Consider the following 26,393-nt stretch of genomic DNA (forward strand, 5'->3'; position numbering starts at 1 on the left):
TGTTGCATCTGGCAGGAACAGCCCTGCCGGATCATTCGCGAGCATCGGTCCTGTCTGGTCTGTGTCACCGACGAATGCCGGCAACGCAGGGATCAGGCCTGGCCGTTTTCAAACGCAGCCCAGGTGGCAGACTGGATTGCGGCATCGGCGGTCTCGTGCTCGCGGCAATCGATGCGGAGATCCCGCTGACCGAAGGCCGCGTCCACGAAGTTGCAATGATGCGGCCGGGCCGCATCGGCATGGGCAAAAGGCGCAAAATAGCGACAGCTCGTGCACATGCGCTGGATCGGTATGGCGTCGATGACCTGCAACTGCCGGATCATTTTGACCAGCATCAGCAGCAGGTCTTCCTGTTCATGCGTCGCGAGTGCCTCCGTCGCCTGCTCTGCGAGACCTTCTGTCGCCTCGCCGGCATGAAAAGCTGCAAGACCCGCATCCGTGATCCCGACCCTGACACCGCGCCGGTCATTCTCCGTCTGCCGCTTCTCGACGTAACCCTTGCGTTCTAGGGCGCCTATCGAGTCCGTGGCCGTCGGCTGCGACACGCCGAGATGGAAGGCGATGTCCTTGACGCCAAGCCCGTCTGCGCGTCCCTCGAGAAGTTCGAGGATCGAAAGCTGCGTCGGGTTGATGCCGGCGCGCTTTGCCCGGTTCCAGTCGTCGGCGCGCATGACCATCGCAACCCGCGACAGGCCTTCGCGAATTCGGTGCTGCATTGAGGTCGGGTTCTTCGGCGTTTCCATGGAGGGATATATATAGGATTCCTATTTAATTGCAAGGGCCGCAATCGTGAAGAATCTCGGGGTATGGCGGGCGATGCGGTTGGCCGGCAGCGGCTCGATCCTAAAAATACACGTCCTGAATTTTAGCAGAAATCCCCGCTGATAAGTGTCCCCTTGGTTTTCGGAAAATTCGGATAGGTCTAAAACTTCATGTTTATACAAAAAATACTTTGTATTATGCAAATTTGAACAAGGCATAAAAATAGTATGTCTTTCGAATTTTTTGAAAAATTTTTATATGACAAAATAGTATTGTGAATAATTTCGTGTTCTTATGAATATTTATATATAATTCTACCGTAGAAATTTGAAATTTAGATATGAAATTACGGAGTTGGTTTTGAAATATGACGAAAATCACAATCTGAATAAAATTTATTATAAAAGGAATACAAATTCACATCAGTTATGCTAGGTTTCGAACATGAGCATTAATCCGCTCAATGGAGGGGTGGAAACATGGCGACAGTTAAAGACTATACAGCATTGCTTTCGGGATCTTACTGGTATCCGACCGTGCAGGCAAAGCCTGTGATATTGACGTATTCCTTCGTTACGAAGGAAGCGACGGGGAATTTTGAGGCGAGCAAGAATCCGTTCGTTTCGGCTCTGGATGCCAAACATCAGGATTTGGTGCGCGCGGCCCTCAATACCTGGGCATCGGCCACTGGCGTCATTTTGATCGAGGCAAAAGGGCATGAGGGCGATCTGAATTTCGGCGTGTATTCGCTTTCTGCCGGTACGAGTGCCGCCGATGCGGGCCTGCCGACAAGCGGTGCTTTCGTGAATGGGGACGGGACCTTTTCGGTTTTCGGCGGAAAGGGTGACGATGGTGCCGGCGTCGTTCGTTTCGACAGCAAGACGCTAACCTATAGCGACAATGATTTTACACATGTCGCTCTCCACGAGATCGGTCATGCGCTCGGCCTCAAGCATCCATTCGATACGAATCCCGATGTCATCCTCGATCCGACGATGGACAACGGTACGTTTACCGTCATGACCTACGCCGACTTCACACCGAGCCTCGGGAGCCTCGACCTCCCGGCGGTGCAGTCGCTTTACGGCAACGGCGCGGCGGATGCTTCTTATCCGTTCCCCTGGTCATGGGATGCCGCCAATGAGATCCTGCGGCAAACCGGTACCGCTGCTGGTGAATACATCCGCGGTTCACGTGCGCGCGACATCATCGAGACCAACGGCGGCAAGGATGCGGTGGTCACCTATTCTGGCGACGACATCATCTTCGCAAAGGGGCAAGGCTTTTCGGCAAATGCCGGACCAGGTCTGGATTATGTCAACAACAATTCGCTGACCCGCGGCAGTTCGGTATTGCAATATGATGCCGCAAACCAGACTGCCACGTTGAGCTTCGGCGCCGAGGTGCAGCAACTGATCAACGTCGAACGCCTCGGCTTCGCCGATGGAACGCTGGCCCTGGATATTGCCGGCAATGCCGGTCAGGCCTACCGCATCTACAAGGCAGCCTTCAATCGCGCCCCGGATTCGGGTGGCTTGACCTTCTGGATCAAGTCGATCGATGGCGGGCAATCCCTGGTCAACGTGGCAGCAGGCTTTGTCGGCTCGCAGGAATTTGCGACTGTCTATGGCGCCAATGTCGATAATTCCAGCTTCATCTCCAAGCTTTATCAGAACGTGCTTGGCCGTGCCGGCGAAGCGGCCGGGGTCACCTATTGGGAAGGGCAGATGAACGGCGGCATGTCGAAGGCATCGGTGCTTGCAGGTTTTTCCGAAAGCCCAGAAAACATTGCCGGCGTTGCACCGGCGATCAAGGACGGCATCTGGTACGTCTAAGCGAAACAGGCACTGCGGCGATTTAGTCGCCGCAGTGCCTGGCCAGTATCGCAGAAAGTACGACCAAAGGCCGGCATTGATGGCGCGCGCGTCCGCGCCGGGCTGGGCTGTGTCGCAGATCACACCAAAAATAGCCGAATCGTCCGGATTTCGTGTGTAGACATTGTCCGCGTCCGGATATCTCTTGATGGTTGCCGCGCGGATCGGGGTCCGCCGAAATTGCAGGGGAAATCATGGCAACAGTTACAGACTACACCGCACTCTTGTCCGGTTACTATTGGTATCCGACGCTTCAGGCGAAGCCGGTCATCCTGACCTATTCTTTCGTCACCTCGTCCGCTGCCGGTAATCTCGAGCCGGAGAAAAATCCGTTTGCCGGCGCCATGGATGCCGGCAAGCAGGGCCTCATTCGTGCGGCGCTCGATACCTGGGCGTCGGCCAGCGGTGTGATCCTCATTGAAACCAAAGCCCATGAAGGCGATCTCAATTTCGGTTTTTATACGCTCGAAGACAGTCAGAGTGCTGCCGATGCCGGGCTGCCGACAAGTGGGGCTTACGTCAACGCCGACGGCTCGTTCTCCGTTTACGGCGGCAAGGGCGACGACGGCGCAGGTGTTGTCCGCTTCAACACGGATACGCTCACCTACAGCAACGATGATTTCACCCACGTCGCCTTGCATGAGATCGGTCACGCGCTGGGGCTGAAGCATCCTTTCGACACGGAACCTGACGTCATTCTCGATCCCTCGCTGGACAACGGCAACTATACGGTCATGACCTACAATGACTATACGCCGCGCCTTGGAAGCTTCGATTACCAGGCTGTCCAGGTCCTTTTCGGCAATGCCTCGGCGGATGCGGCCTATCCCTATGCCTGGTCCTGGGATGCTGCCAGTGAAACCCTGCGGCAGACAGGTACCGCTGCCGGCGAATATATGCGTGGGACGCGGGCGAACGACGTCATCGAAACCGGTGGCGGGCATGATGCGATCGTCACCTATGCTGGCGACGACATCATCTATGCGCATGCTCAGTCGTTTTCCGCCAATGCCGGGCCGGGGCTCGATCTGGTTCACAATTCTGTGGCCCGCTCCAGCATGACGCAGTTCCAGTATGACCGATCGGCCGAAGCGATTACCATTCGTTTCGGCGACCAGACCCAGTCGCTCTTCAGCGTTGAGCGACTGGGCTTCAGCGACGGCACCTTGGCGCTGGACATATCCGGCAATGCCGGACAGGCCTACCGGATCTACCAGGCGGCTTTCGACCGGACGCCGGATGCGGGCGGCCTCTCTTTCTGGATAAAGACGATCGATGCCGGGCGTTCGCTTCTCGATGTTGCTGCGGGTTTCATCGGCTCACAGGAGTTTGCCTCCGTCTATGGTGGTGTAACAGACAATGCCGGCTTCATTTCCAAGCTTTACGAGAACGTGCTCGGCCGTGCCGGCGAGGCCGCAGGCATCAGCTATTGGGAAGGCCAGATGAACGGCGGCGCTTCGAAGGCGTCGGTTCTGGCCGGTTTCTCCGAAAGCACTGAGAATATTGCAGGCGTTGCACCCGCAATTGCCGATGGCATCTGGTACGTCTGACAGGAGCGTGGATTATTCCACGCTCACGATCATTCTTGAATAAACGAACCGGCCCTGGTTGAGCTTATCAGCCCGGGCCGGTTCTTCAGTGTTTGTGCAAAATCATGGTCTGAAAAACGGCACGAGCCATTCCCGCTCAGTTCACCGTCACCGGCTTCGAACGCATGCGGGCAACCGTTTCCCGCTCGGCGCGTTTGCAGCGCATCGGTGGCAGGTTGCGGTCCATCAGGGCCATGTCTTCCAGCACCATGTCGCCCATCTTCTTGAAGGCGCTGTCGAGCGCGCCGGCGCGATGGGCGGAGAGCAGGAAGCCGGGCTGATGCCGAACCGGATGGTCGAGCGGCAGCGGTTCTTCCGGAAAGACGTCGCTGGCCGCAACGATATGGCCGCTCCTGACCGCGGCGATCAGCGCATCGAAATCGACGACGCCGGCGCGGCTGAGCAGAATGAAAGCTGCACCCTTGCGCATGCTGGCAAAGGCTTCCGCCCCCAGGAATCCCTGATTTTCCGTGGTGACGGAGGCGACGACGAACACGAAGTCGCTGTTTTGCAAAACGGTTCCCAGGCTCGCCGGTTCGACATTGTTGTCCGCAAGGATCGATGGCGGCAGCCAGGGGTCGAAGACGCGGATGCGGGCGCGAAAGCCTGACAGCACCCGGTTCAGCGCCCTGCCGAGATCGCCGAAGCCGACGATGCCGATGTCGGCGCCGCTGAGCAGCCGGGCCGAACGGTTGCCGTCGCCGCCCCAAAGCTCCTTGCCGACGCGAAAATCAGCATCGGCCTCGACGATGCCGCGGGCGAGGTTGAGCGCCATGGCAAGCCCGAGCTCAGCAACCGGCTCGGCAAACACCTGGCCAGTGGTGACGACATGGATGCCGCGCTGGAACAGGATCTCATAAGGCATGTTGTTGAAAAGGTTGCTCTCGACATTGAGAACGCAACGCAGGCTCTTCAGTCGCGCCAGCGTGTCTTCCGAAAGCGGCGGCTGGCCGATGATGTAGCGCGCCTGTTGCAGCACGTCGTCCGGCAGGCCGGCGATGTCGTCGGCATCGGCCTCGACGATCCGGTAGCCGGCGTCAAGCGCACGACGCGCCTCGTCGCTGAAAATCAGATCCAGGGTGCGCGGCGCCGGCGCCGAGATGACCAGCGGCTTGCGATCGTCAGACATTCATTCCTCCCGTCCGCTCTCCCAGCGGATTTTCCCGATATGGCGGGCAGGATCGGAATTTTGCGACGAAAAAGCAAGCAGCCGGAAGCGTTTACTCCTGCCAGGGCCAGCCGACCTGTTTTTGTCCTGGGAACCGGCCGCCGCGTGACGGTGGGTCGAAGCTTTCGACCGTCACGCCATTGCGATTGCAGCTGTAGACGACGCCGGGTTCGCCGAAACGATAGAAGGGATCGCGGCGGTAATAACGCCGCTCGCCGATTTCGGTGCGGCATTCGAAGCCGTCATTGTCGGTGAAGGTCGTCTTCGGCTCCTTGACACCGGGCAGGTCGCGATAGGTGTCGCCGGCGGTGACGGCTTGGCGGCTGAAATCGGTCGCCAGCGCCGGGGTGGAGCAAAGCAGGGCAAGGGCGACAAGAGCTGCCGCATGGCGCAAGGAAGGCATTGGTTTCGTCTTTCCGGCCACATCCGGCCAGCCTCTTTTTCCGTAGAACTAGCCGATATGGCCGATCACGGGAACGCACATCTATTTGATGGCGCAAGCCTCAGAATACAAGCCGCCGGTAGGCGGTGGGGTATTGGTAGAGCCAGCCGATCCGTTCGACGGCCTTGTCGAAGTTTTCGCGCGCGACAGTCATGGTGTGGCCATTGGCATGCAGCAGGGTCGCCTCATCCTCCATGAAACCGACATGGCCTTTCCAGAAGACGAGGTCGCCGCGCCGGAGATCGTGACGCTCCAGGTCTTCGGCGGGAAAGGCGGCCTGCATGTCGGTGTCGCGCGGCACCTTGCGGCCGGCCATCATCAGAGACAGCTGCACGAGGCCGGAGCAATCGAGGCCGAAGCCGGAGCGACCGCCCCAGAGGTAGGGGGTTTCAAGGAAACGGAGCGCAATCGTCACCGGATCCGTGTCGAGTACCGTTTCGACCGGCAGGCAATGCGCGGCGATGACGGCGCCGCCGTCCGCCAGCAGGAAATAGCGCGTGCCACGGGTCTCTTCTTCGCCGATAACGCTGATGCGGCTGCCCATGGAGAGCGCCTTGACCACCGGGCTGCGCAACTCGGCACGTGGATAGACGAAGCTGCGCGGCACGGCGATGCGGTGCGTCGGTGCCGGTACCTCCGTTGCCAGCGCTGCTTCCGGCAGATAGCCGACATAACCGTCCTCGCCGGCCTTGGCCCAGGCCCAGCCGTCGGCACGATCGAAAACCGTCACCTCTTCGCCGAGCAGCAGTTCGGTATCGATGCCGGCTGCCGCGTCGGGGCGAGGCCGCAGGGCGACGACAGGTGTGGCGATACGGGCCGTGTCGCCGCGAACGAAGCGGGTGGCTTCGACGCGGCCTTCAAGGTCCTGTTCGGCAAGATCGGGCCGGAAGGCGTGGAGACGGCGGTCGAACATCGGTTCCTTTCCGGCGGTGGCCTGGGGACTAGAGCGTTTCCGCCTTTCTCGGAAACGCGAAAACGCTCTATCCTTTTGTTTCTACGCAATTCCGGACGCAAAACCGCTCCGCACTTTTGCTGGAATTGCTCCAAAGCGTGTCGCGATCTTTCAGATTCGCTCTCACGCTTTAGCTCCTTATTTTCGCATGTCGTTTCGCAAAACCGCTGCACACTTTTGCGCGGCATGCTTTATGTTTGGTCAGGCGGTGAGCGAGCGGCCCTGCGTCATCACCAGATCGCCCAGGGCTTCGAGGTAAAGCGCGCCCTTGACGGTCCGCTTGATGATGACGTTGCGGCGATCGATATCGTCGCGCACCCGGTCGACGAGGCCGAGTTCGCCCATCGTGTCGAGTGCCCGGGTAATCACCGGTTTTGTGACGCCGAGCGTAGCCGCCAGGCCGCGCACGGTGTGTGGCGGCGGCACCAGGTAGATGTGCAGCAGGATCGCCATCTGCCGCAGGGTCAGGTCGAAACCGTCCTGGCGCACCTGCTCCAGCATCACCCCATGCCACAGGCCAAGCGCCTGCGACGCCGTCAATTCCAAGCTCACACGGTACTCCGTCCTCTCCAGACCCCAGTGTCAACGCGTTTTCACGCAATTCCGGGCGCAAAACCGCTGCGCAGTTTTGCTGGAATTGCTTTATTGTCCGGGAAAGCCGATGCCCTGGCAAGAGGCGACGGCTTGCCCGGCAACGTGCCGTTTCCGGCCTCAGCGCAGGCTGCGGCGGATGTGCTGGTAGAGAGCGCGGATCGCCTGTGCCTCGCCGCCGATCGGCGAGTGCGGCCGTTCGCTCTGCGCCCAACCGAAAATGTCGAAATGCACCCAGCTCTTCGTCTGCGTCACGAAACGCTTGAGAAACAGTGCGGCGGTAATCGAACCGGCCATGCCTCCCGATGGCGCATTGGTGAGGTCGGCAAGCCGGGCGGAAATATCCCGGTCGTACCCCATGTAGAGCGGCATGCGCCACATCGGATCGTCGGTCTCGATGCTGGCGTCGGTGAGATCGTCGGCAAGCTGGTCGTCGTCGGTGAAGAATGGCGGCAGGTCGGGGCCGAGCGCCACGCGGGCCGCACCCGTCAGGGTCGCCATGTCGACGAGCAGGTCCGGCTCTTCCTCATCGGCATAAGCCAGCGCATCGGCTAGGATCAGCCGGCCTTCGGCATCGGTGTTGTCGATCTGCACCGTCAGGCCCTTGCGGCTGCGATAGATGTCGCCGGGGCGGAAGGCATTGGCGGAGATCGAGTTTTCGACGACGGGAACGATGACGCGCAGGTCGACCTTCAGCTTGGCATCCATGATCATCAGCGCCAGGCCCATGACATTGGCGGCGCCGCCCATGTCCTTCTTCATCAAAAGCATGGAGGAGGCCGGCTTGATGTCGAGGCCGCCGGTATCGAAACAGACGCCCTTGCCGACCAGCGTGATACGGCGGTGGCCCTTCTTGCCCCAGCGCATTTCGAGCAGGCGCGGTGCATCGGCGCTGGCGCGTCCGACGGTGTGAACCAGCGGGAAATTGCGATCGAGCAGCTCGGCGCCGGTGATGACGCTGGTTTCGGCGCCGTAATGGGCAGCGAGCGCCCGGAAGGCGGCTTCGAGCTGTACCGGGCCCATGTCGTTGGTCGGCGTATTGATTAGGTCGCGGGCGAGGAAGACGCCGGCCAGCTGGCGCTTGATGTCGGTGGCGTCGGCATCCTGGGGGATGAGCAGTGTCGGGCCGGCCGATCGTTCGGATTTGTAGCGGTCGAAACGATAGCTGCCGAGGCCGTAGCCGAGTGCCAGCCGGTTGGCGGTGAGCGGTGCGGTTTCGATATGCCATTCGCCGGCGGGCAGCGAGCGGGCGAGCTTGCCGGTGAGGAACGGCGCCTTCGAAGGGTTCTTGCCGAGGCCGAACAGGGCGCCGCCCAGATGGCCGTCGCTGGTGGGGATCAACAGCAGCGAGCCGGTTTCGGCCTTGAAGCCAGCTTTTTCCGCCCAGTCAAGGGCCACCGGATCGATGGTGCCGGTCTCGATATGGGCCGGCGTCACGGCAAAGATAGGAAGCGAACTGCCACCCTTGGCGGTAAAGGGCGAGGGGCGTTCGATGTACTGGTAGGGGGCCATGATCAACCTTCGGACTGGCTGGGGAATCGCTGCATTAACACTCTGTTAGGGTTAACAGATTATTGCTGGATCGAAGGTTGCGCCGAAAAACTTCGCGAAATGGCGCAGAATCGCTATCGAAGGCAGGGCCATGGCATCTTCCGCACGCATCGTTTCACGCAGGTCGAAGCTTCTTCAAGGGGTTGCCGTGGTGTTGATCGCCGCGACACTTGCCGGCTGCGCATCGTCGCGGAAGGAACTGACGACGGGTTCGATCCCGCGCATGTCGAAGCCGGTCGAGGAAATGAATAGCACGGAACTGGCCAGTGCCGGCGAAAATATCGGCAAGGCCTACGAGAAAAACCCCAAGGACCCGAAGATCGGCATGAGTTATGCCAATGTCCTGCGCATGAGCGGCAGGAATGCCCAGGCCCTGGCCGTCATGCAGCGGGTGGCGATTGCCAATCCGACCGACCGCGACGTTCTCGCCGCCTATGGCAAGGCGCAGGCTGCCGCCGGGCAACTGGAACAGGCGCTGGCCACCATCGGCCGCGCCCAGACGCCGGATCGGCCCGACTGGCGGCTGAAGTCCGCCGAAGGTGCGATCCTCGACCAGTTGGGCCGGGCCAATGAGGCGCGAGGCCGCTATCGCGACGCGCTCGACATCCAGCCGAACGAGCCGTCGATCCTTTCCAACCTCGGCATGTCCTACGTGCTGGCCGGTGACCTGAAGACCGCCGAAACCTATCTGCGCTCCGCCTCGCAGCAGGCGACTGCCGACAGCCGCGTGCGCCAGAACCTGGCGCTGGTGGTCGGCCTGCAGGGCCGTTTCGACGAGGCAGAGCAGATTGCCCGGCGCGAACTTTCGCAGCAGCAGGCGGACGCCAACGTCGCCTATCTGCGCTCGATGCTGTCGCAGCAGAATTCCTGGAAGCAGCTTGCTGATAATGGTAAGCCGGCTATCGAAAACGGGACGAACTGAGGCGCTTTTGAAGCGTAGCGGGATGGGGTTTTGCCCCTCACCCTAACCCTCTCCCCGTTTTGACGGGGAGAGGGGACTTGCCCCGCTCAGCGTCGAGTTTGGCAACACGGCACGGCATATCCCCTTCGCCCCGCCTGCGGGGAGAAGGTGCCCGGCAGGGCGGATGAGGGGCTAACTACCACCCTCTGGAACCAGCCGTCTAAGCTTCCAGCCCCTTCAGCACATTAGCGGTATTGATGCCAATCTCGTTGACGCCGTAGCCGCCTTCCATGCAGACGAGCACCGGGACACCGGCCTTGGCGATCTTTTCGCCCATGGTGATATAGTCCGGGGTCTTCAGCTTGAAGAAGCTGATGGCATCTTTCTCGAAGGTATCGACGCCCAATGAAACGACGATGGCTTCCGCGCCGAACGCCTTGATCTTGGCGAGGGAATCGTCGAGCGCCTGCGACCAGACGCTCCACGGGGTACCGGGCGGCATCGGGTAGTTGTGGTTGTAGCCTTCGCCGGCGCCGGCGCCCGTCTCGTCGGCGTAACCGAGGAAATAGGGGAAGGCGTCGACCGGATCGCCGTGCAGGGAGGCAAACAGCACGTCGTTGCGTTCGTAGAAGATATCCTGGGTGCCGTTGCCGTGGTGGAAATCGACGTCGAGGATCGCGACCTTCTTGGCGCCGTGGTCGAGGAAGCGCTGGGCGGCAACGGCGGCGTTGTTGATGAAGCAGTAGCCGCCGTAGAGATCGATGCCGGCATGGTGGCCTGGCGGACGGCAGAGCGAAAAGGCGAAGCGGTTGCCGGCATTCACCCAGTCGGCGCCGGTCAGGGCGCAGTTCATCGATGCGATCGCCGCCTTGTAGGTGCCCTGGGTGATCGAGGTTTCCAACGCATTGGCGTAATAGCCGACGACACCATCGATATTGTTGGGGATCTTGTGGCGGGCGCGGCGGTAGGGCAGCGAGGTCGGGATCACCTCACCCTCGAAGCCCGCTTCCACCCAGCGGTCCCACACGGTTTCGAGGAAAGACAGGAAATCCTTGTCGTGCACCTTTTCCGCCGTTTCCAGTGAATAGCTGTCGGGCGCCACGACGTCGGTAAATCCCTCTTCCTTTACCGCCTGCAGGATCCATTCGGCGCGGAACGGACCTTCGAACGGCTTGACCAGCAGGCCGCCGTGCAATTCGGTCTTGGCATCTCTGAGCTTATGATCTTCGGAATAAATGACTCGCATAATAAGACCCTGATGATTTTGATCAAATCAGGTTAGCCCCGTTGCGAAGGCAAAGGCAAGTCGCTTGCGCAGAAAGGCCGGCCGGGCGCCCGAAAGAGGCATCCGGCCGGCGAAAATAGATTACGGGACGAGGTTGATTTCTTCCGTCTCGCCGCCCGTGCACGTGTAGCAGCAATCCGAGCATGCTTCGGCGTTGTTCGGGCCCGTGCCCCAATAGGTGTTCTTGTCGCCGGAAACCCAGGCGCCATAGCAGATCTTTTCGCCTTCGTTGCAGGCGAGCGACATGGTCTTCGACTCGCCGTCGTCGAGGTAATAAACCTGGTTATCGCCCGGCCAGACATGGCTGCGGTCCTGGCTGTAAAGCTCGACTTCGACTGCGTTCGGATGGCTGTTGCGCATCACGAAGGTAACGTCCGCTGCCGACGCACTGGAGGCAAAACCGAGCAGTGCGGAAGACAGCACGGCCACGCCAGCGGCAGCCGAAATCAGGCGCCGCACAGAATATGTATTTTTCATAGTATAGATCCCCAAAACACAGGCGGTTGCCTGCCCCCAATTCTTAGCATGGCCCCGGGCGGCGGAAAACGGTCCAACCCGCTGTGGCGATGGCTTTTTTTTGGGTTTAAACCAGCCCGGAGAGATGTTTGTAGAAGATGGTGGTCGGGCAAAATCCGCCTTCCGGCCACATGGCGTAATCGGGAATGACGCCGACGCGTGTCCAGCCGAGCCGCGGATAGATCGATTCCGCCGGGCTGCCGGTTGCCGTGTCGAGAACCAGCAGCGTCTTGCCCGCCTTGGCCGCCTCCTGTTCGATGGCCGTCATCAGCAATCGGCCGAGGCCCAGCCCGCGGGCCTTTCGGTGCACGAGCAGTTTCTTGAGGTCGCCGCGATGCGGCTGGTTCGGCATCTGCGCCACGCCGACCTGGACGGTACCGACGATCTCGCCGTCCGTTTCGGCGATCATCAACAGGGTCGTGCCGGCCTCGGCCTGTTCGGCGACACCCTGCCAATAGGGTTCGGCGTCGGCAGCCGTATAGGGCTGCATGAAGCCGACGGAGGCGCCGCCCTCGACACAGTCGGCAAGTACGTCGCAAAGCGCAGGGATTGCGGCGCGGGCCTGCGCACCGGTCAGCAGACGCAAGATGGTCATGGCAGGAACTCCTTGAAAGGTTCAGCGGCCGCGGTCGAAAATCACGGCGTAACGGGCGGGCGTCTCGCCCGGATTGTGGAAATCGAAGGTGTCGCCGATATCCATGTAAAGGCAGTCACCGGGTTGCAGCAGATGCACCGTCTCGCCGATCGTCATCTGCAACTGTCCTTCGAAGAGCCATATGTGCTGGGTCATGGCCCGGCTTTCGGGGCGCGGCGGAAAGCTGACGCGAGCGCCGGCCGGAAACTCCACCTCGACGATATCGACCCTGGAGGGTGTTCCTTCCGGAGAAACCGAGCGGCGCAGGTAGCCGGTGTGCGGATCGCGCCAGAGCCTTTGCGCCGCATGCCGGCGAAGCGGCGAAGAGGCCTGCTGGTCGTCTGCAAAGAAGGCGGAGAGCGAAAGGCCAAGCGCTTCGCAGAGACGTGCGAGCAGGGACGCCGTCGGACTGGCCTCGGCGCGCTCTATACGGGAAATCATTGCCCGGCTAACATTCGATGCGGCAGCCAGATCGTCGAGCGTCATGCCACTTAGGGCGCGCAGCGCCTTCAGTCGGGCGCCGATGGCGATTTCCATGTTGGTTTCTTTTGATTCCATTATCATAGAATTGCATCTTCATTTGATGGAATCAAGCTGGACGAGCCGACCCTGAAAATATTTTCCCGATGCCGCTGTCACGATACTGCCGAGGCGTTCCCGCCGGTATGGTTGGGCGACGGGCATGTGAGTCGCGGGCAGGGTATCTCGCGTTTGAGAGGTGCAGGCCTGCCAGGAGGAAGAAATGAGCGAGGCCAGAGAGGAAAGCGGATCGGTTCTGTCGATCTTCAGCATCATCGTGTCGATGACCGGCGTCGCGCTGGGCAACGGCATGATGCTGGCCTACGTGCCCTTCCTGCTGGCCCGCAACGAGGCGCCGTCCTGGATCGCCGGCGCGACGTTGACGGCGATTGCGTTCGGCGGTTTTGTCGGTTGCGCGGTGGCCGGACTGCTGATCCGCCGCGTCGGCCATGCGCGGTTGTTGCCGTGCTCGTTTGCCGTGGTGATCCTGTCGGCCATCCTGATCGGCTTCGGCGTCAATCCTCTGCTCTGGGTTTTCGCCCGCGGACTTTACGGCGCTGCGGCCAATACCAATTTCATCATCGCCCAGAGCTGGCTCAATCACGCCTCGTCGAACGCCTGGCGCGGCAAGGCGATGTCGGTCTTCTACATGACCTATGTCATCGGCATCGGCACGGGCGCCTGGATTTTCGGGCAGATCCCGGCGGATGGCAACGTGGCGCCGATGCTGACTGTGCTGTTCACGACGCTCGGCATCATCCCCATCAGCCTGACGCGCCTGCCGATCCCGCCCGCCCCGGCCAAGGTCAGCGTCGATATCGCCATGGCCTGGCGCAATTCGCCGGTGGCTTTCGTCGGCGTGCTTGCTGCCGGCGGGCTGTCGATGGTGGTGCAGGGGTTCACGCCGATCTATGCCGCAGAAAACAACGTGTCGCAGCAGGATGTGGCGTTGCTGATGTTCTGCATGCAGTTTGGCCTGATCTTCATCCAGTATCCCATGGGCGTGATGTCCGATCGCATCGACCGCCGTTACGTGCTGATCGGCGTCTGCACGCTGATCGCCTTTGCCGGTATCGCCTCGCTGTTCGTGTCTTTTGCCAGCCTGTTGCTGCTGATGCTGGTTTTCACCATCTGGGCTGGTGCCGTGGAGACGGTTTATTCGATCGCCAACGCCCACGGCAACGACCGCACCGATCCCAAGGACTTCGTGCCGCTGGCCAGCACGCAGCTGCTCGCCTGGTCGATTTCCGCGACCCTTGCACCCTTTGCCGTCACGCTGCTGACCCCTGCATTCGGGCCAAAAACATTCATCTACGTTGCGATCGCCCTTGCCATCGCCTACGCGATCTTCGTCGCATTGCGGCTGCGGGAGCGTCCGAGGGCACCCGAAGGTGAACGCGAAACCTTCGAGATGATGACGGCGCAGGTGCCGAATGCTGCCGGCCTGACCGATCCGCCGGCCGGCGAATCTGCCCGGAGTGGCTGATTTTCCGGCCGATATCGTCAACAAAGTCTTTCTTTCCGCTTTGCGGCGCGAAAGCCCCCTGCTATATGCGCGACCATGAGCACAGACAGCACCCGCACGCCCCTCGACCATATCCGCAACTTCTCGATCGTGGCCCATATCGACCACGGCAAGTCGACGCTGGCCGACCGGTTGATCCAGTCGACGGGTGGCCTGGCCGAGCGCGAGATGTCGGAGCAGGTGCTCGATTCGATGGATATCGAGCGCGAGCGCGGCATCACCATCAAGGCCCAGACCGTGCGCCTGCACTACAAGGCGAAGAACGGCGAGACCTATGTGCTGAACCTGATCGACACGCCCGGCCACGTCGACTTCGCCTACGAAGTGTCGCGCTCGCTGTCGGCCTGCGAAGGCTCGCTGCTGGTCGTCGATGCCTCGCAGGGTGTCGAGGCGCAGACGCTCGCCAACGTCTACCAGGCGATCGACAACAATCACGAGCTCGTCACCGTGCTCAACAAGATCGACCTGCCGGCGGCCGAACCCGACCGCATCAAGGAGCAGATCGAGGAAGTCATCGGCATCGATGCCTCGGACGCGGTGCTGATTTCGGCGAAGACCGGTCTCGGCATCCCCGACGTGCTGGAAGCCATCGTCAACAAGTTGCCGGCGCCGAAGAGCGCCGGCGGCGAGAAGGCGCCCCTGAAGGCGCTGCTGGTCGACAGCTGGTACGACACCTATCTCGGCGTCATGGTTCTGGTGCGCATCATCGACGGCGTTCTGGTCAAGGGCCAGACCATCCGCATGATGGGCACGGACGCCAAGTACCAGGTGGAGCGCGTCGGCGTGCTCACCCCGAAGATGGTCAATGTCGACAGCCTCGGCCCCGGCGAGATCGGTTACATCACCGCCTCGATCAAGGAAGTGGCCGATACCCGCGTCGGCGATACGATCACCGAAGACAAGCGCCCGACGGCGGAAGCCCTGCCGGGCTTCAAACCGGCGCAGCCGGTGGTCTTCTGCGGCCTCTTCCCGGTCGACGCCGCCGATTTCGAGGAACTGCGCGCCGCCATGGGCAAGCTGCGCCTCAACGATGCCTCCTTCTCCTTCGAAATGGAATCGTCGGCGGCCCTCGGCTTCGGTTTCCGCTGCGGCTTCCTCGGCCTGTTGCATCTGGAAATCATCCAGGAGCGCCTCTCCCGCGAGTTCGACCTCGACCTGATCGCCACGGCCCCCTCGGTCGTCTACCAGCTGACGATGACGGATGGCACCGAGAAGGAGCTGCACAATCCGGCCGACATGCCCGATGTCGTCAAGATCGAAGAATTCCGCGAGCCCTGGATCAAGGCGACGATCCTGACGCCGGATGAATATCTCGGCGGTATCCTGAAGCTTTGCCAGGATCGACGCGGCATCCAGACCGAACTCACCTATGTCGGCAGCCGCGCCATGCTGACCTACGAACTGCCGCTCAACGAAGTGGTCTTCGATTTCTACGACCGCCTGAAGTCGATCTCGAAGGGGTATGCCTCCTTCGACTACAATCTCGCCGATTACCGCGAGAGCGACCTGGTGAAACTGTCGATCCTCGTCAACGGCGAGCCGGTCGATGCGCTGTCCATGCTGGTACACCGCTCCGCTGCCGACCGCCGCGGCCGCACCATGTGCGAGAAGCTGAAGGAACTGATCCCGCCGCACATGTTCCAGATCCCGATCCAGGCGGCGATCGGCGGCAAGGTCATCGCCCGCGAGACCGTTCGCGCGCTGCGCAAGGACGTGACGGCCAAGTGTTACGGCGGCGACGCCACCCGCAAGCGCAAACTTCTGGAAAAGCAGAAGGAAGGCAAGAAGCGCATGCGCCAGTTCGGCAAGGTGGAAATTCCGCAGGAAGCCTTCATCGCCGCACTGAAGATGGGCGACGAGTGAGGATTTCCAATCCATGTTCATGCGCATATAGTATGCGCATGAACGATGAGGTTGGGTATGACACCGTCAGCGCGTAAAGCGGCCAATCTGTCTTTGGACAGCGATCTTGTTTCGCAGGCCCGCGACTTGAACATCAATGTCTCGCGTGCCGCGGAGGAAGGTATAACGCAGGCCATCAAGGCCGAGCGTGAGCGCCTGTGGCGATTGGAAAATGCCGAGGCCATTCGTCTGGAAAACGAATACATCGAGAAACACGGCCTGCCTTTTGCAGAATACCGCCGTTTCTGATGGCGCGGTTTCACGCCTACAGAATAAAATCCAGCCATATTCTGGCGCTCGATCTGCAGGCGGATATCCTCAGCGATTTGAGGGTACGTATTATCGCGCCTCTTTATCCGGTCGCCGAGCTGTCATGGACGATGGCGCGCCTCAATCCCCGCTTTACGATCGGTGAGGAGAGTTACGTCATGGCAACACAGCGCATGCTCGCCATGCCTCTTCAGGACATCGGTGACGAGGTGGCGGATCTTTCGGCTCATCGCGACATCATCATCGCCGCCACCGATTTCCTCTTCCAGGGTTTCTGATCTCTCCCCGGGTCGCAACACGGCGCCGATCCGGTTTGCCTTCCGCCGCCCGATCTGGCATCTCCCTTGCCGATATCGAATTGCGACGGAGCGATTGACGTGACCCTTGCCCCCGGCCCCATCCCTCCACGCGTGACCGTGCAGGACGCCGTCTACCAGCGGCTCAGGGATGCGTTGATGGCCGGCAGCTTCGATCCCGGGCAGGTGTTGACCATTGCCTCGCTGGCGGAGCGGTTCGGCACCAGCAACATGCCGGTGCGCGAGGCATTGCGGCGGCTCGGCGCCGAAAAAGCGCTGGAACTGGCGCAGAACGGCTCGGCCCGCGTGCCGGCGGTGACGGTGGCGCGGCTGGAGGATCTCGCCCGTGCCCGCGTCGCGGTCGAAGGGCTGGCGGCGGAACTCGGCGCGCCCAGACTGACGGCGCGCGACCTTGCCGGGCTGGAGGCGATCGTCGCCGAACAGCGTTCCATCGGCCGCGACCGCGATGTCTATGACCTGATGGCAAAGAACTACGAGTTCCATTTTGTCATCTATCGCGCCTCCGGCTCCGAGGTGCTGCTGCAACTGATCGAGACATTGTGGCTGCGCTTCGGCCCCTACATGCGGCTTTTGCAGACCTCGGTAGAGCAGCTGATCCGTTCCGGCGAGATCGAGGCCTCGGGGCAGCACGACGCCGTCCTGGCCGCGCTAAAGGCTGGCGATTTCGGTTGTGTGCGCGAAGCCATCGTTCACGACATCACCTGGACCGCGGATATCCTGCAACGCTTCTGCCCCGATTCATGAGGGTCCTAAATCGAAATGCTTGAACTCTAAAATTTCTTGTGATCAAATGATCAAAAATTCATTTCGAGGAGATTTTGCCATGGCCGCCCAGATCGATTTTCCTGTGCATGACATCCGAAAACTGTTTCCGGCTCTGGAAAAGGCGGGTGATTTCATCTTCCTCGACAATGCCGGTGGATCGCAGGTGCCGCAGTCGGTGGTCGATGCCGTTGCCGCTCATCTGGTCGATTATAACGTCCAGCGCATGGCGAAGTACCAGCACAGCCAGGGCGTCGATCGCAATCTTGCGGAAGCACGCGAAAGCGTGGCGCTGCTGGTCAATGCCTATCGCCCGGAAGAAATCTCCTTCGGCCTGAATGCCACCTCCTTCATCCGCCTGGTCAGCCTCGGCATCGCCAAGATGCTTGATGAACGCGACGAAATCGTCGTCACCGACATGGATCACGACGCCAACATCGCCACCTGGCTGGCATTGGAGGCGGACGGCGCCAAAATCGTCTGGTGGAAGATGCGCGAGGACGGCACGCTGCATCCCGAAGATCTAAAACCGCTCGTCAACGACAGGACCCGCCTGGTCGCCTGCACGGTGACGGCGCATTCGATCGGCACCATCGTCGATGTCGCCGAAGTTGGCCGCATCGCCCATGCCGCGGGCGCGGAAGTCTTCCTCGATTGCGTGCACTACGGTCCGCACGGCCTGATCGACGTGCAGGCCTGGGATTGCGATTATCTCGTCTGCTCCGGCTACAAGAATTTTTCGCCGCACATGGGGTTCCTCTGGGGCCGCTACGATGCGCTCGTCCGGCTGCCGACCTTCAAGGAGGATTTTATCCCCGACGTGCCGCCCTACAAGATCGAGGTCGGCACCTTCACCTATGAGAACGTCGCCGGCATGAATGCCGCCGTCCATTATCTCGAAGCGCTCGGCCGCCGCTTCCTGCCGGAAGCAAATTCCCGCCGTGCGGCGCTTGCCGCCGCCATGGGCGCCATTCGAGACTATGAAATGGTGCTGACGAAGGCGCTGTTGCAGGCGCTGAAGCAGCACGGCGCGGTGATCTACGGCATCTCGGACGAAGATAAGGTCGCCGGCCGCGTCCCGACGATCTGCTTTTCCATTCCCGGCATCACGCCGCAGGTGATCGCCGAGGACATGGGCCAGGCAGGTATCGGCCTGCGCGACGGGCACATGTTTGCGCCGCGGCTGATGAAACGCCTCGGGCTGACGATGGAAACCGGCGCTCTGCGGATTTCCATGGTGCACTACAACACGCTGGACGAGGTTAGGCGTTTCAGCGAAGCGCTGGGCAAGATCATAGCGCGTCGGCGCTGATCCATCCCTCTTGCGTCCCGGCTGCTGACCGCATATCGTCCGTCTTGGCCGGATGTGGCCAGCCGTCCCGCGACGCCTCATGCGTTTGGTGAATACATCCGAATATAGCAAAAACCCTTTCGTCCTTGCCTGATGGCATCCGATGGTAGACGGGTCAGCAATGCGGGCACTGGCGGTGTCGTCTACCGAGAGGAAGGATGAAATATGCGCGATTTTCGCGATGCCAAACTCATGGCCAAAGTTCTGCGGCAGGCCTTTGCCGACCGCAACGTTACCGTCACACATAGCGAGACCCTCGAAATCGTCGCCGGCCAGTTCGGTTGCGATGACTGGAATATTCTCGCCGCCCGGATAGAGGCAACCGAAGCGGTACCGACGAAGCCGGTGGAAAAGATTGCCATCACCCCGCCGATCCCGATCTTCCGGATTTTTTCGGTCGAAAAGGCGATGGAATTCTATCGGGATTTCCTCGGCTTCACCGTCGATTGGGAGCATCGTTTCGGCGAGAATTTCCCGCTCTACTGCCAGGTGTCCCGCAGCGGGCTGATCATGCATCTTTCCGAACATGCGGGCGACGCATCTCCCGGGGCAAAGGCTTTCGTGTGGATGACCGGGGTCCGGGCGTTCCGCGAAGAACTGATCGGCAAACACTATCGCTACATGAAGCCCGGTGTGGAAGAAGCACCCTGGGGACTGGAAATGACGGTGATCGATCCGTTCAACAACAAGATCGCCTTCTGCGAAAAGCAGGAAAACGAACAGGCCGGCCAAGCCTGATCAGCGCACTTGCGCAGACGGGTTCCGCACGAGCGTCTTATGCGGGGTTCCGGCGCGGCCGGGGCCCCGTGACCTGCTTGCAGCGCGACCGTAAACAGGCCGAAACAAAACGATTTGTGGCGTAAAACGCAAAAAAAGTCAGGCGCTGCGTCGTTTCCGTGCCGACGAAATAGAATACCCTCAACCGATCTGATCCGTATGTATTGACCATGCGCCGCCGCGCCTGCCGGCGGTCGGGGGAGGTTGAATGAAATTCCGTCGGGACGCGCCGATCATCCTGTCGATCGCCATAGCAATCGTCATCGCGGTTGCCGCTGCCATTTCCAGCCAGCTCTTTGCCGGCATGACCGCAGCCGTCGAAGAAAAGCAGTTCGAACTGATGGGCAACATCGTCCAGACAGCCATCGGCGATGCCGAGAACAAGGCGTTGGCACGTGCCGAGCTGATTGGTGATCTGCCGGCCGTACAGCGTCTCCTAACGGCCAATGATCGCGCCGGCCTGCAGGCGGAACTCGGCAAGATGTTCGAGAACCAGAAGGCGCGGCACGGCGTCGACCAGGCGCAGTTCCACCAGCCGCCGGCTCTCTCTTTCCTGCGCCTGCACGACCCCGCCACCTTTGGCGACGACCTGACCGCTTCCCGGCCGCTGGTCGTTGCCGTCAATCGTGATCGCGAGCCGAGAAAAGGACCGTCCGTCGCCCGCAACGGTCCGGCGATCTTCGGTGTCGCGCCGGTGACCGACAGCAACGGCAAGCCGTGGGGCACGTTCGAGGTCGGCATCAGCTTCGGGCCGCTGCTTGCGGGCCTGAAAAACGCCTATGGCTTCGATCTCGCCTTATTTATCGATGAAGGCGTGTTGCGGCAATTCGCCAAGGGTGTCAGCCCGGAACGGCTGGGCGACCAGAACCGCGTCGGCAAGTTCATGCGTTTCGAGGCAACCAATGCCGCGCTGATGTCAGAGCTGGCAACGGCGTCGGATCTTGCCGTGGTCAGCGAGCCGACGCCGTACACGCGTCTGGCGCAGGGCATGACCCGCGGCGTGCTGCTGATTCCGCTGAACAACAGCTCCGGCACGCAGATCGGTGTCATCGCCGTATCGTCGGATTTCAGCGCCTCGCGCGCTTCGGTCGGCCGTTCGCTGGTGTGGCAAACCGTCATCGCCGCGATATCGATCGTGTTGCTGATCGGTGTCGTCATCGTCGTCCTGCGCGGCTTTCTCATGCGGCCGCTGCAGGTCCTGGGAGATTGCTTCGAGGCGGTATCTTCCAACGAGCTTCTGCCACCGCTCGAGGGGGCGGAGCGTTTTCCGAAGGAACTGCAGGTGTTTGCAGCCATGTACGAGCGCATTCGGTTGCGTCGGTTGGGTGCGGGTAAGGTGATATGACAATCATGCATTGGCTCTCCCGGTCCCTGGCGGCAGTGTTGCTGGTGTTCTTTGGCGGCTGGCTTGCCGCCGCGCAGGCGGCCAGTCCCGATCTGCCGCGCGACAAGGGCTTGCCTGTTGTCATCAAGGCCGGCGTCGCTTTCGTCGAACTGTTCGGTTTCGATGAGAACGCCGGCACCTTCCGCGCCACCGTGGACGTGCGCCTGAGCTGGTTCGACGGGCGCCTGGCAAAATCCGGCCCCATTCTCGGCATTCCCCCGGACACCTATCGTGATGCTGCAGCGGAAACACGCATGAAGGAAATCTGGGTGCCGCCGGTGGTCTTGTCCAACCAGCAGGGCGAAGCAGCGTTTTCGTCCTATGGCTTGCGGGTCTATCCCGACGGCAACGTCGAACTTTTGCATCGGGTCACGGCCGATTTCGCCGTTGACGTCGATGTCGCGCGTTTTCCGTTTGATCGGCAGCAACTTTTCACGGATGTCGCTATCCGCGGCGTGCCGATCGGTCTGGTGACGTTGCAGTTCGACCAGTCGGATATCGATTTCAGCCGTCCTTCGGTGGGCGCGGGCCTGCCCGGCTGGAGCATCGGCCTTGTCGATCTCCGGAGCAGCCCGATCTCCAGCTGGTATAACAGCAGCGAAGCGCGTGTGACGGCATCGCTGACCGTGGCGCGGCAGCCGGGCCTGGTGGTCGCGTCGATCTTCATTCCGCTGCTTGCCTCGCTCCTGATCCCGCTCCTGGCGATCTGGCTGAACCGGATGGAGGAGGGCGTCTTCCAGGTGGATGCCTTCGAGCTGGTCAACATCATCATCGGTGGCTTGTTTGCCGTGATCGCGCTGAATTTTACCGTCTACAGCAGTTATGTCGTGCTGGCGGACGGGGACAATACGGTCAACCGGCTTTTCGCGCTCAATTATCTGGCCCTGGCGACGGCGCTTTTCGTCAACATCTTCTTCGGGCGCTTCAATGTGCTGGCGCGGGTCTTCGGCCCCTATGTGCAGGAACAGGCCTATCTGGTGATCATGTGGGCCGTGCCGGTTCTCGTGGCCATCACCGCCGCGGCTTTCATGCTGACGGCGGCCGTTTGAACGGCCGCCGGAGGGCGGGCGCCGTCAGGCGCCGTCAGCGTTGCGAACCCATCATCCCAGGCGGATGTAGGGCACGTCCTTCTTGTCCACCTCGTCCAGCGCTTCTTCGTAACCGGCATCGGCGTACCGCATGACGCCGAGCGCCGTGTCGTTGGTCAGCGCATGGTCCAGTCGTTCGTCGGCTTCGACTGTGCCGTCAGCGACGATGGTGACGCCGCAACTGGTCATGTAGCCGGCATATCCGCCGCCGCCGGAATGGACCACGACGAGATCCGCCATCGAGGAGCACAGCATCATCGCGTCGAGCAGCGGCCAATCGGCGATGGCATCGGAGCCGTCCTTCATCCGTTCGGTCATGATGTTGGGATGCGCCATGGCGCCGGCATCGAGATGGTCGCGGGAAAAGGCGATCGGGCCTTTCAATTCGCCCTTGGCGATGAGGGCGTTGACGGCGCGGGCCAGCGCCGTGCGTTCGCCATGGCCGAGCCAGGCAATGCGGGCCGGCAGGCCTTCGAAGGGGATATACTGGCGAGCCAGTCGCACCCAGTTGGTGACGATCTTGTTGTCCGGGAACATTTCCAGCAGCAGGTCGTCGATGCGGGCGATGTCGCTTTCTTCGCCCGACAGCGCCATCCAGCGGAAGGGGCCGATGGCGCGGCAGAACAGCGGGCGCAGATAGGCTTCGGTGAAGATCGGAATGTTGAAGGAATTGGTGACCCCGCCTTCACGCGCCTGGGTGCGGATCAGGTTGCCGTTGTCGAAGACTTCCGAACCTTTCGCCTGGAAATCCAGCATGGCGCGCACGTGGTCGACGATCGACGCGCGGCTTGCCGCCATCAGCTGCCCCTGGCCGTCCTCGCGCAGCGAACGCACTTCCTGCAGCCCCATGCCTTTCGGCACGTAGCCATAGACAAGATCGTGCGCCGAGGTCTGGTCGGTGACGATATCGGGCACGATGCCGCGACGGGCGATTTCTGGATAGATGTCGGCGGCATTGCCGACCAGGCCGACCGACAGCGGCCGCTTATCCTTCACGGCGGCATCGATCATCGCCAGCGCCGCATCGAGGTCGGGTGCGATCTCTTCGAGATAGCCGATCTTCTTGCGAGCCTCGGCACGGGCCGGGTCGATGTCGACGCAGAGGATCGCCGCACCCGCCATGCGGCCGGCGAGCGGCTGCGCCCCGCCCATGCCGCCAAGGCCGGCAGTAAGAATGAAGCGGCCGGCCAGTTCGCCGCCGAAGCGTTTTTCGGCAATGCGCATGAAGATTTCGTAGGTGCCCTGGATGACGCCCTGGCTGCCGATATATTGCCAGGCGCCGGCCGTCAGCCCGCCCCAGCAGATCAGGCCCTTGCGCTGCAGCTCGTAAAAATACTCGGCTTTCGCCCATTGGCCGACGATGTTGCAGTTGGCCATGATCACCAGCGGCGCCTTGGCATGGGTCTTGACCAGGCCGATCGGCTTGCCGGACTGGATGATCAGCGTCTGGTCTTCGTCCATCTCGATCAGCGTCTTGACGATGCCGCGATGCGCCGCCCAGTTGCGCGCCGCCTTGCCGAGCGCGGCGTAGACGACGAGGTTATCCGGGTCCTCGCCGACGGAGAGCACGTTTTCCAAGAGGCGCAGCAGCGCCTCCTGCCGCCAGCCCTTGGCGCGCAAAGCCGGGCCGCCGGGGATCGGGAAGTTCGGATGACGCGGGTTGGGCTTAGGCATGGGTGGTGTCCTTGTTGTTTTATGGTGGCGCGGCCCCTCATCCGCCTGCCGGCGCCTTCTCCCCGTTTTGACGGGGAGAAGGGGTTATGCCGCACCGTTTCCGCCACATTCAACGCTGCGTGAGGCAAGTCCCCTCTCCCCGTTTTACGGGAAGAGGGTGACGGTGAGGGGCACGGCCGCGCGTGATACTGAGCCGGCGTCAAGCAAACACATACTTCGCGATATCGATCCCCATCGCCTTTTCCACCGAGGGATAGACGGTCGGATCGAGCACGCTGGCCGATAGCGGGATGATCTCCTTCGGCACATGCAGGATGTGCACGTTCATGCCTTCCTTCAGCTGCCCGACGCTCAAGGGTTCCCCCTCGGGCGAAAGCGTGGTGATGACGGAAGGGAAGGTGGCAAGGCGGGCACCGCCGGCATCCTCCACCGCCATATATTCGTTCATCACATGCATGGTCACCGCCTTGTCGCCGCTGCCGACGGTGATGGTGCCGATGTCGAAGGCTTCCTTGGTGTAGACGACGTCCTTCCTGGTAATGGTGCCTTCGGCAAGGATCGTGCCGCCCGTCGTCTTGCAGATGGCGTCGATGACGGCTGCACCGCCCTTCTTTTCCGCAGCGATGATCGCTTCTCCCAGCGTCAGCGCCAGGGAAATGCCGCCGAGTGCCGCATGCGTGCGCACATAGGAGGCGCGTAACGGATTGCGGCAGGAGGCGATGAAGCCGCCGGACTGGTCGGAGGCGGCACGCAGGATCGGCGAGACCTTGGCGGTGGCGCCGCGCACCACCAGTTCTATGTAGCGGTTCTCGTCGCGATTGCCGCCGACGGCGGTCTGGATCATCTGCTCGGGTGAGCCAGCCATGCCGATCGACCCCATGTCGCCGGTCGGATGGGCACGGATGTCGCCGACGGCATCGACCACCTTGGTGCCGAGGATGGCGGAGGGCAACCAGCCGTTCAGCGTCGAGGAACGACCGTTCTGGCCGATGATCAGGCCAGAGAGCTTTTCGCCGAGCGCTTCCTGCAGAAGCTGCACTGCCTTGACGTAGTCGACTCCGCGCATTTCCCACGGCGTGGTCGAGGCCGGGGCGCCGATGGCGGCGGCGGTGGCGATCCACTCGTCGTCACCCAGTTCGTCGATCGACACCAGTTCCGGCTTGCCGATGGCAACCGCGGCATAACCCAGCATGCGGCCATGGTCGGCCCAGCCGCCGCCGCCGGCAGCATAGACGGAGCCGCCCTTGACGGCCGCCTCGACATCCTTCTCAACGAGTATGCGTCCCATTCCGGTTCTCCTGAAGTGTGGGCAGAAGTTCATCCATGGCCAGCGTGGCGCGCAGAAGCACCGCGGCGCCAAGGGCGATATCGTCATTTTCCGCCCATTCATCGGCGGAGTGGCTGCGGCCGTCCTTGCACGGCACGAAAATCATCGCCGCCGGCGCCACCTTGGCGATCCAGGCGGTATCGTGGCCGGCGCCCGAGGCCATGCGGCGATGGCTGGCGCCGACCGAATCGGCGGCGCGGTCGAGGATGGCGAGCAGGTCCGGATGGCCGGGTGTCGGCTGGTTGTCGGAAATCGTCACCGGCGGCAGCACGGACACGCCGTAGTCGTCGGAAATCCGCTTTGCGGTTTCTCCCAGCCAGCGCATGAAGGTCAGCATGTCGTCGCGCAGTTCGGCGCGGGCATCGATCAGCAGCACCGCCTTCGACGGCACGACGTTGGCGGCATTCGGCTCGATGCGGAATTCGCCGACGGTGGCGGTGAAATGGGTGGTCCGGCCGGTGCCGAGGCTGGTGGCCGCCTGGCGGATGTCGAGCACGAGTTGCGAGGCGGCGACGAGCGCATCGGCCCGGCCGGTCATTGGCGTCGTGCCGGCATGGTCGGCGCGGCCTTCGACGGTCACCTCGATGCGGGTGATGCCGGCAATCGCGGTGACCACGCCGATATCGCGGCCTTCCATCTCCAGGATCGGCCCCTGCTCGATATGCAGCTCCAGGAAACCGGCGATATCGGGGCGCGATTGCCGCGCCAGCACGCCGGCATTGCCGCCCATGTCGATGATCGCCTGATGCAGGGTTCGGCCTTCGGTCGTGCGGCCGAGCCATGCATCGGGAAGCTGCCCGGTCATGCCGCGACTGCCGACGCAGGAGACGCCGAAGATCGAGACTTCTTCCGCCAGGAAATCGACGATCTCCAGATTGTGGTTGAGCGCCATGCCCTGATCCTCCAGGGCGCGGGCAACCTCCAGCGCGGCGATCACTCCGGCCACGCCGTCGAAACGGCCGCCGTTCGGCACCGTGTCGGAATGTGAGCCGAGCATGATGGTGCCGAGCGCCGGGTTCTGGCCGCGGCGCAGGCCGATCAGGTTACCGCCGGCATCGATGCGGGTTTCGAGGCCGGCCGCCTTCATGCGCGCTTCTATGTAGGCGCGGCCCTTGAGAAACAGCGGCGAGAAGGCGCGGCGGGTATAAGGCTGGCCTTCCTCGGTGATTGCGGCAAGCGCATCGATATCTTCGGCGATGCGGTCGGCATCGACAGGCAGGTTGCGGCTCATC

At 61.7% G+C, this 26,393-nt stretch carries 25 protein-coding genes; 12 read left to right on the top strand and 13 right to left on the bottom strand.

Annotation, left to right across the window (positions count from 1 at the left end):
* Positions 1-92: 92 nt before the first annotated feature.
* Positions 93-716: a MarR family winged helix-turn-helix transcriptional regulator gene (locus ACSQ3I_RS01255; protein WP_435995523.1), complete on the bottom strand. Its 624-nt coding sequence runs from the start codon at positions 714-716 to the stop codon at positions 93-95.
* A 525-nt stretch (positions 717-1,241) separates the two neighbouring features.
* Here ACSQ3I_RS01255 and ACSQ3I_RS01260 point away from each other — a divergent pair.
* Together ACSQ3I_RS01260 and ACSQ3I_RS01265 are read left to right on the top strand one after the other, a co-directional pair.
* Complete coding sequence (locus ACSQ3I_RS01260; protein ID WP_435995525.1) at positions 1,242-2,597, top strand: DUF4214 domain-containing protein; 1,356 nt, start codon at positions 1,242-1,244, stop codon at positions 2,595-2,597.
* Between the two features lie 233 nt (positions 2,598-2,830).
* Complete coding sequence (locus ACSQ3I_RS01265; protein WP_435995527.1) at positions 2,831-4,186, top strand: DUF4214 domain-containing protein; 1,356 nt, start codon at positions 2,831-2,833, stop codon at positions 4,184-4,186.
* Between the two features lie 136 nt (positions 4,187-4,322).
* Here the strand turns inward: ACSQ3I_RS01265 and ACSQ3I_RS01270 are convergent, their stop codons facing one another.
* From ACSQ3I_RS01270 to ACSQ3I_RS01290, 5 genes are all read right to left on the bottom strand, one after another.
* Positions 4,323-5,354, bottom strand: a complete 1,032-nt coding sequence (locus ACSQ3I_RS01270; protein WP_435995529.1) for a hydroxyacid dehydrogenase — start codon at positions 5,352-5,354, stop codon at positions 4,323-4,325.
* Between the two features lie 91 nt (positions 5,355-5,445).
* Positions 5,446-5,796, bottom strand: a complete 351-nt coding sequence (locus ACSQ3I_RS01275) for a hypothetical protein (RefSeq protein ID WP_435995531.1) — start codon at positions 5,794-5,796, stop codon at positions 5,446-5,448.
* 100 nt (positions 5,797-5,896) lie between these two features.
* Positions 5,897-6,748, bottom strand: coding sequence for an NlpC/P60 family protein (locus tag ACSQ3I_RS01280; RefSeq protein ID WP_435995533.1), 852 nt, complete (start codon positions 6,746-6,748; stop codon positions 5,897-5,899).
* Between the two features lie 240 nt (positions 6,749-6,988).
* Positions 6,989-7,339: a MarR family transcriptional regulator gene (locus ACSQ3I_RS01285; RefSeq protein ID WP_435995535.1), complete on the bottom strand. Its 351-nt coding sequence runs from the start codon at positions 7,337-7,339 to the stop codon at positions 6,989-6,991.
* A 159-nt stretch (positions 7,340-7,498) separates the two neighbouring features.
* On the bottom strand, positions 7,499-8,890 hold the full coding sequence (locus ACSQ3I_RS01290) for a leucyl aminopeptidase family protein (RefSeq protein ID WP_435995537.1): 1,392 nt from the start codon (positions 8,888-8,890) through the stop codon (positions 7,499-7,501).
* A 130-nt stretch (positions 8,891-9,020) separates the two neighbouring features.
* Here ACSQ3I_RS01290 and ACSQ3I_RS01295 point away from each other — a divergent pair, with 130 nt between their 5' ends.
* The gene (locus ACSQ3I_RS01295; RefSeq protein WP_435995538.1) at positions 9,021-9,851 is read left to right on the top strand and encodes a tetratricopeptide repeat protein; all 831 of its coding nucleotides are present in this window, start codon (positions 9,021-9,023) and stop codon (positions 9,849-9,851) included.
* A gap of 199 nt (positions 9,852-10,050) precedes the next feature.
* Here ACSQ3I_RS01295 and ACSQ3I_RS01300 read toward each other — a convergent pair whose 3' ends face one another.
* The 4 genes from ACSQ3I_RS01300 to ACSQ3I_RS01315 all read right to left on the bottom strand — a co-directional run bounded on the left by ACSQ3I_RS01300 (position 10,051) and on the right by ACSQ3I_RS01315 (position 12,802).
* Positions 10,051-11,076 carry a histone deacetylase family protein gene (locus ACSQ3I_RS01300; protein ID WP_435995539.1) on the bottom strand — a complete coding sequence of 342 codons (1,026 nt, stop codon included), beginning with the start codon at positions 11,074-11,076 and terminating at the stop codon, positions 10,051-10,053.
* 120 nt (positions 11,077-11,196) lie between these two features.
* Positions 11,197-11,592: a hypothetical protein gene (locus ACSQ3I_RS01305; RefSeq protein ID WP_435995540.1), complete on the bottom strand. Its 396-nt coding sequence runs from the start codon at positions 11,590-11,592 to the stop codon at positions 11,197-11,199.
* A 106-nt stretch (positions 11,593-11,698) separates the two neighbouring features.
* Positions 11,699-12,226, bottom strand: coding sequence for an N-acetyltransferase family protein (locus ACSQ3I_RS01310; RefSeq protein ID WP_435995541.1), 528 nt, complete (start codon positions 12,224-12,226; stop codon positions 11,699-11,701).
* A gap of 21 nt (positions 12,227-12,247) precedes the next feature.
* Positions 12,248-12,802, bottom strand: coding sequence for a helix-turn-helix domain-containing protein (locus ACSQ3I_RS01315; protein WP_435995542.1), 555 nt, complete (start codon positions 12,800-12,802; stop codon positions 12,248-12,250).
* A 205-nt stretch (positions 12,803-13,007) separates the two neighbouring features.
* On the opposite strand from ACSQ3I_RS01315, the gene ACSQ3I_RS01320 reads away from it, so the two are divergent.
* The 9 genes from ACSQ3I_RS01320 to ACSQ3I_RS01360 all read left to right on the top strand — a co-directional run bounded on the left by ACSQ3I_RS01320 (position 13,008) and on the right by ACSQ3I_RS01360 (position 22,121).
* Positions 13,008-14,270, top strand: a complete 1,263-nt coding sequence (locus tag ACSQ3I_RS01320; protein WP_435995543.1) for an MFS transporter — start codon at positions 13,008-13,010, stop codon at positions 14,268-14,270.
* 75 nt (positions 14,271-14,345) lie between these two features.
* Entirely contained in the window at positions 14,346-16,172 is a 1,827-nt protein-coding gene (lepA, locus tag ACSQ3I_RS01325; protein ID WP_435995544.1) for a translation elongation factor 4, read from the top strand.
* 57 nt (positions 16,173-16,229) lie between these two features.
* Positions 16,230-16,460, top strand: a complete 231-nt coding sequence (locus ACSQ3I_RS01330; protein WP_435996240.1) for a type II toxin-antitoxin system CcdA family antitoxin — start codon at positions 16,230-16,232, stop codon at positions 16,458-16,460.
* Positions 16,460-16,759 carry a CcdB family protein gene (locus tag ACSQ3I_RS01335; RefSeq protein WP_435995545.1) on the top strand — a complete coding sequence of 100 codons (300 nt, stop codon included), beginning with the start codon at positions 16,460-16,462 and terminating at the stop codon, positions 16,757-16,759. The genes ACSQ3I_RS01330 and ACSQ3I_RS01335 overlap by 1 nt, the downstream gene beginning before the upstream one ends.
* A 99-nt stretch (positions 16,760-16,858) precedes the next feature.
* The gene (locus tag ACSQ3I_RS01340) at positions 16,859-17,542 is read left to right on the top strand and encodes a GntR family transcriptional regulator (RefSeq protein WP_435995546.1); all 684 of its coding nucleotides are present in this window, start codon (positions 16,859-16,861) and stop codon (positions 17,540-17,542) included.
* Positions 17,543-17,621: 79 nt separating this feature from the next.
* The gene (locus ACSQ3I_RS01345) at positions 17,622-18,872 is read left to right on the top strand and encodes a cysteine desulfurase-like protein (protein ID WP_435995547.1); all 1,251 of its coding nucleotides are present in this window, start codon (positions 17,622-17,624) and stop codon (positions 18,870-18,872) included.
* Between the two features lie 204 nt (positions 18,873-19,076).
* On the top strand, positions 19,077-19,649 hold the full coding sequence (locus ACSQ3I_RS01350) for a glyoxalase superfamily protein (RefSeq protein ID WP_435995548.1): 573 nt from the start codon (positions 19,077-19,079) through the stop codon (positions 19,647-19,649).
* A 247-nt stretch (positions 19,650-19,896) separates the two neighbouring features.
* Positions 19,897-21,033: a cache domain-containing protein gene (locus ACSQ3I_RS01355; protein WP_435995549.1), complete on the top strand. Its 1,137-nt coding sequence runs from the start codon at positions 19,897-19,899 to the stop codon at positions 21,031-21,033.
* Complete coding sequence (locus ACSQ3I_RS01360; protein WP_435995550.1) at positions 21,030-22,121, top strand: hypothetical protein; 1,092 nt, start codon at positions 21,030-21,032, stop codon at positions 22,119-22,121. The genes ACSQ3I_RS01355 and ACSQ3I_RS01360 overlap by 4 nt, the downstream gene beginning before the upstream one ends.
* A gap of 51 nt (positions 22,122-22,172) precedes the next feature.
* Here the strand turns inward: ACSQ3I_RS01360 and ACSQ3I_RS01365 are convergent, their stop codons facing one another.
* From ACSQ3I_RS01365 to ACSQ3I_RS01375, 3 genes are all read right to left on the bottom strand, one after another.
* Positions 22,173-23,834 carry a urocanate hydratase gene (locus tag ACSQ3I_RS01365; protein ID WP_435995551.1) on the bottom strand — a complete coding sequence of 554 codons (1,662 nt, stop codon included), beginning with the start codon at positions 23,832-23,834 and terminating at the stop codon, positions 22,173-22,175.
* A gap of 199 nt (positions 23,835-24,033) precedes the next feature.
* Positions 24,034-25,122 carry a DUF917 domain-containing protein gene (locus ACSQ3I_RS01370; RefSeq protein WP_435995552.1) on the bottom strand — a complete coding sequence of 363 codons (1,089 nt, stop codon included), beginning with the start codon at positions 25,120-25,122 and terminating at the stop codon, positions 24,034-24,036.
* Positions 25,103-26,392, bottom strand: coding sequence for a Zn-dependent hydrolase (locus ACSQ3I_RS01375; protein WP_435995553.1), 1,290 nt, complete (start codon positions 26,390-26,392; stop codon positions 25,103-25,105). Before ACSQ3I_RS01375 ends, ACSQ3I_RS01370 begins: the two co-directional genes overlap by 20 nt.
* Position 26,393: the final 1 nt, after the last annotated feature.

It is taken from the genome of Rhizobium sp. LjRoot30 (genome assembly GCF_964253915.1).
Lineage (GTDB): Bacteria > Pseudomonadota > Alphaproteobacteria > Rhizobiales > Rhizobiaceae > Metarhizobium.

Coding starts and splice junctions, on each gene's coding strand:
- lepA (WP_435995544.1), top strand. CDS start 14,346: ATGAGCACAGACAGCACCCGCACGCCCCTCGACCATATCCGCAACTTC.
- ACSQ3I_RS01360 (WP_435995550.1), top strand. CDS start 21,030: ATGACAATCATGCATTGGCTCTCCCGGTCCCTGGCGGCAGTGTTGCTG.
- ACSQ3I_RS01290 (WP_435995537.1), bottom strand. CDS start 8,890: ATGGCCCCCTACCAGTACATCGAACGCCCCTCGCCCTTTACCGCCAAG.
- ACSQ3I_RS01275 (WP_435995531.1), bottom strand. CDS start 5,796: ATGCCTTCCTTGCGCCATGCGGCAGCTCTTGTCGCCCTTGCCCTGCTT.
- ACSQ3I_RS01365 (WP_435995551.1), bottom strand. CDS start 23,834: ATGCCTAAGCCCAACCCGCGTCATCCGAACTTCCCGATCCCCGGCGGC.
- ACSQ3I_RS01280 (WP_435995533.1), bottom strand. CDS start 6,748: ATGTTCGACCGCCGTCTCCACGCCTTCCGGCCCGATCTTGCCGAACAG.
- ACSQ3I_RS01260 (WP_435995525.1), top strand. CDS start 1,242: ATGGCGACAGTTAAAGACTATACAGCATTGCTTTCGGGATCTTACTGG.
- ACSQ3I_RS01335 (WP_435995545.1), top strand. CDS start 16,460: ATGGCGCGGTTTCACGCCTACAGAATAAAATCCAGCCATATTCTGGCG.
- ACSQ3I_RS01330 (WP_435996240.1), top strand. CDS start 16,230: ATGACACCGTCAGCGCGTAAAGCGGCCAATCTGTCTTTGGACAGCGAT.
- ACSQ3I_RS01315 (WP_435995542.1), bottom strand. CDS start 12,802: ATGGAAATCGCCATCGGCGCCCGACTGAAGGCGCTGCGCGCCCTAAGT.
- ACSQ3I_RS01355 (WP_435995549.1), top strand. CDS start 19,897: ATGAAATTCCGTCGGGACGCGCCGATCATCCTGTCGATCGCCATAGCA.
- ACSQ3I_RS01295 (WP_435995538.1), top strand. CDS start 9,021: ATGGCATCTTCCGCACGCATCGTTTCACGCAGGTCGAAGCTTCTTCAA.
- ACSQ3I_RS01370 (WP_435995552.1), bottom strand. CDS start 25,122: ATGGGACGCATACTCGTTGAGAAGGATGTCGAGGCGGCCGTCAAGGGC.
- ACSQ3I_RS01375 (WP_435995553.1), bottom strand. CDS start 26,392: ATGAGCCGCAACCTGCCTGTCGATGCCGACCGCATCGCCGAAGATATC.
- ACSQ3I_RS01255 (WP_435995523.1), bottom strand. CDS start 716: ATGCAGCACCGAATTCGCGAAGGCCTGTCGCGGGTTGCGATGGTCATG.
- ACSQ3I_RS01265 (WP_435995527.1), top strand. CDS start 2,831: ATGGCAACAGTTACAGACTACACCGCACTCTTGTCCGGTTACTATTGG.
- ACSQ3I_RS01270 (WP_435995529.1), bottom strand. CDS start 5,354: ATGTCTGACGATCGCAAGCCGCTGGTCATCTCGGCGCCGGCGCCGCGC.
- ACSQ3I_RS01345 (WP_435995547.1), top strand. CDS start 17,622: ATGGCCGCCCAGATCGATTTTCCTGTGCATGACATCCGAAAACTGTTT.
- ACSQ3I_RS01305 (WP_435995540.1), bottom strand. CDS start 11,592: ATGAAAAATACATATTCTGTGCGGCGCCTGATTTCGGCTGCCGCTGGC.
- ACSQ3I_RS01300 (WP_435995539.1), bottom strand. CDS start 11,076: ATGCGAGTCATTTATTCCGAAGATCATAAGCTCAGAGATGCCAAGACC.
- ACSQ3I_RS01320 (WP_435995543.1), top strand. CDS start 13,008: ATGAGCGAGGCCAGAGAGGAAAGCGGATCGGTTCTGTCGATCTTCAGC.
- ACSQ3I_RS01310 (WP_435995541.1), bottom strand. CDS start 12,226: ATGACCATCTTGCGTCTGCTGACCGGTGCGCAGGCCCGCGCCGCAATC.
- ACSQ3I_RS01350 (WP_435995548.1), top strand. CDS start 19,077: ATGCGCGATTTTCGCGATGCCAAACTCATGGCCAAAGTTCTGCGGCAG.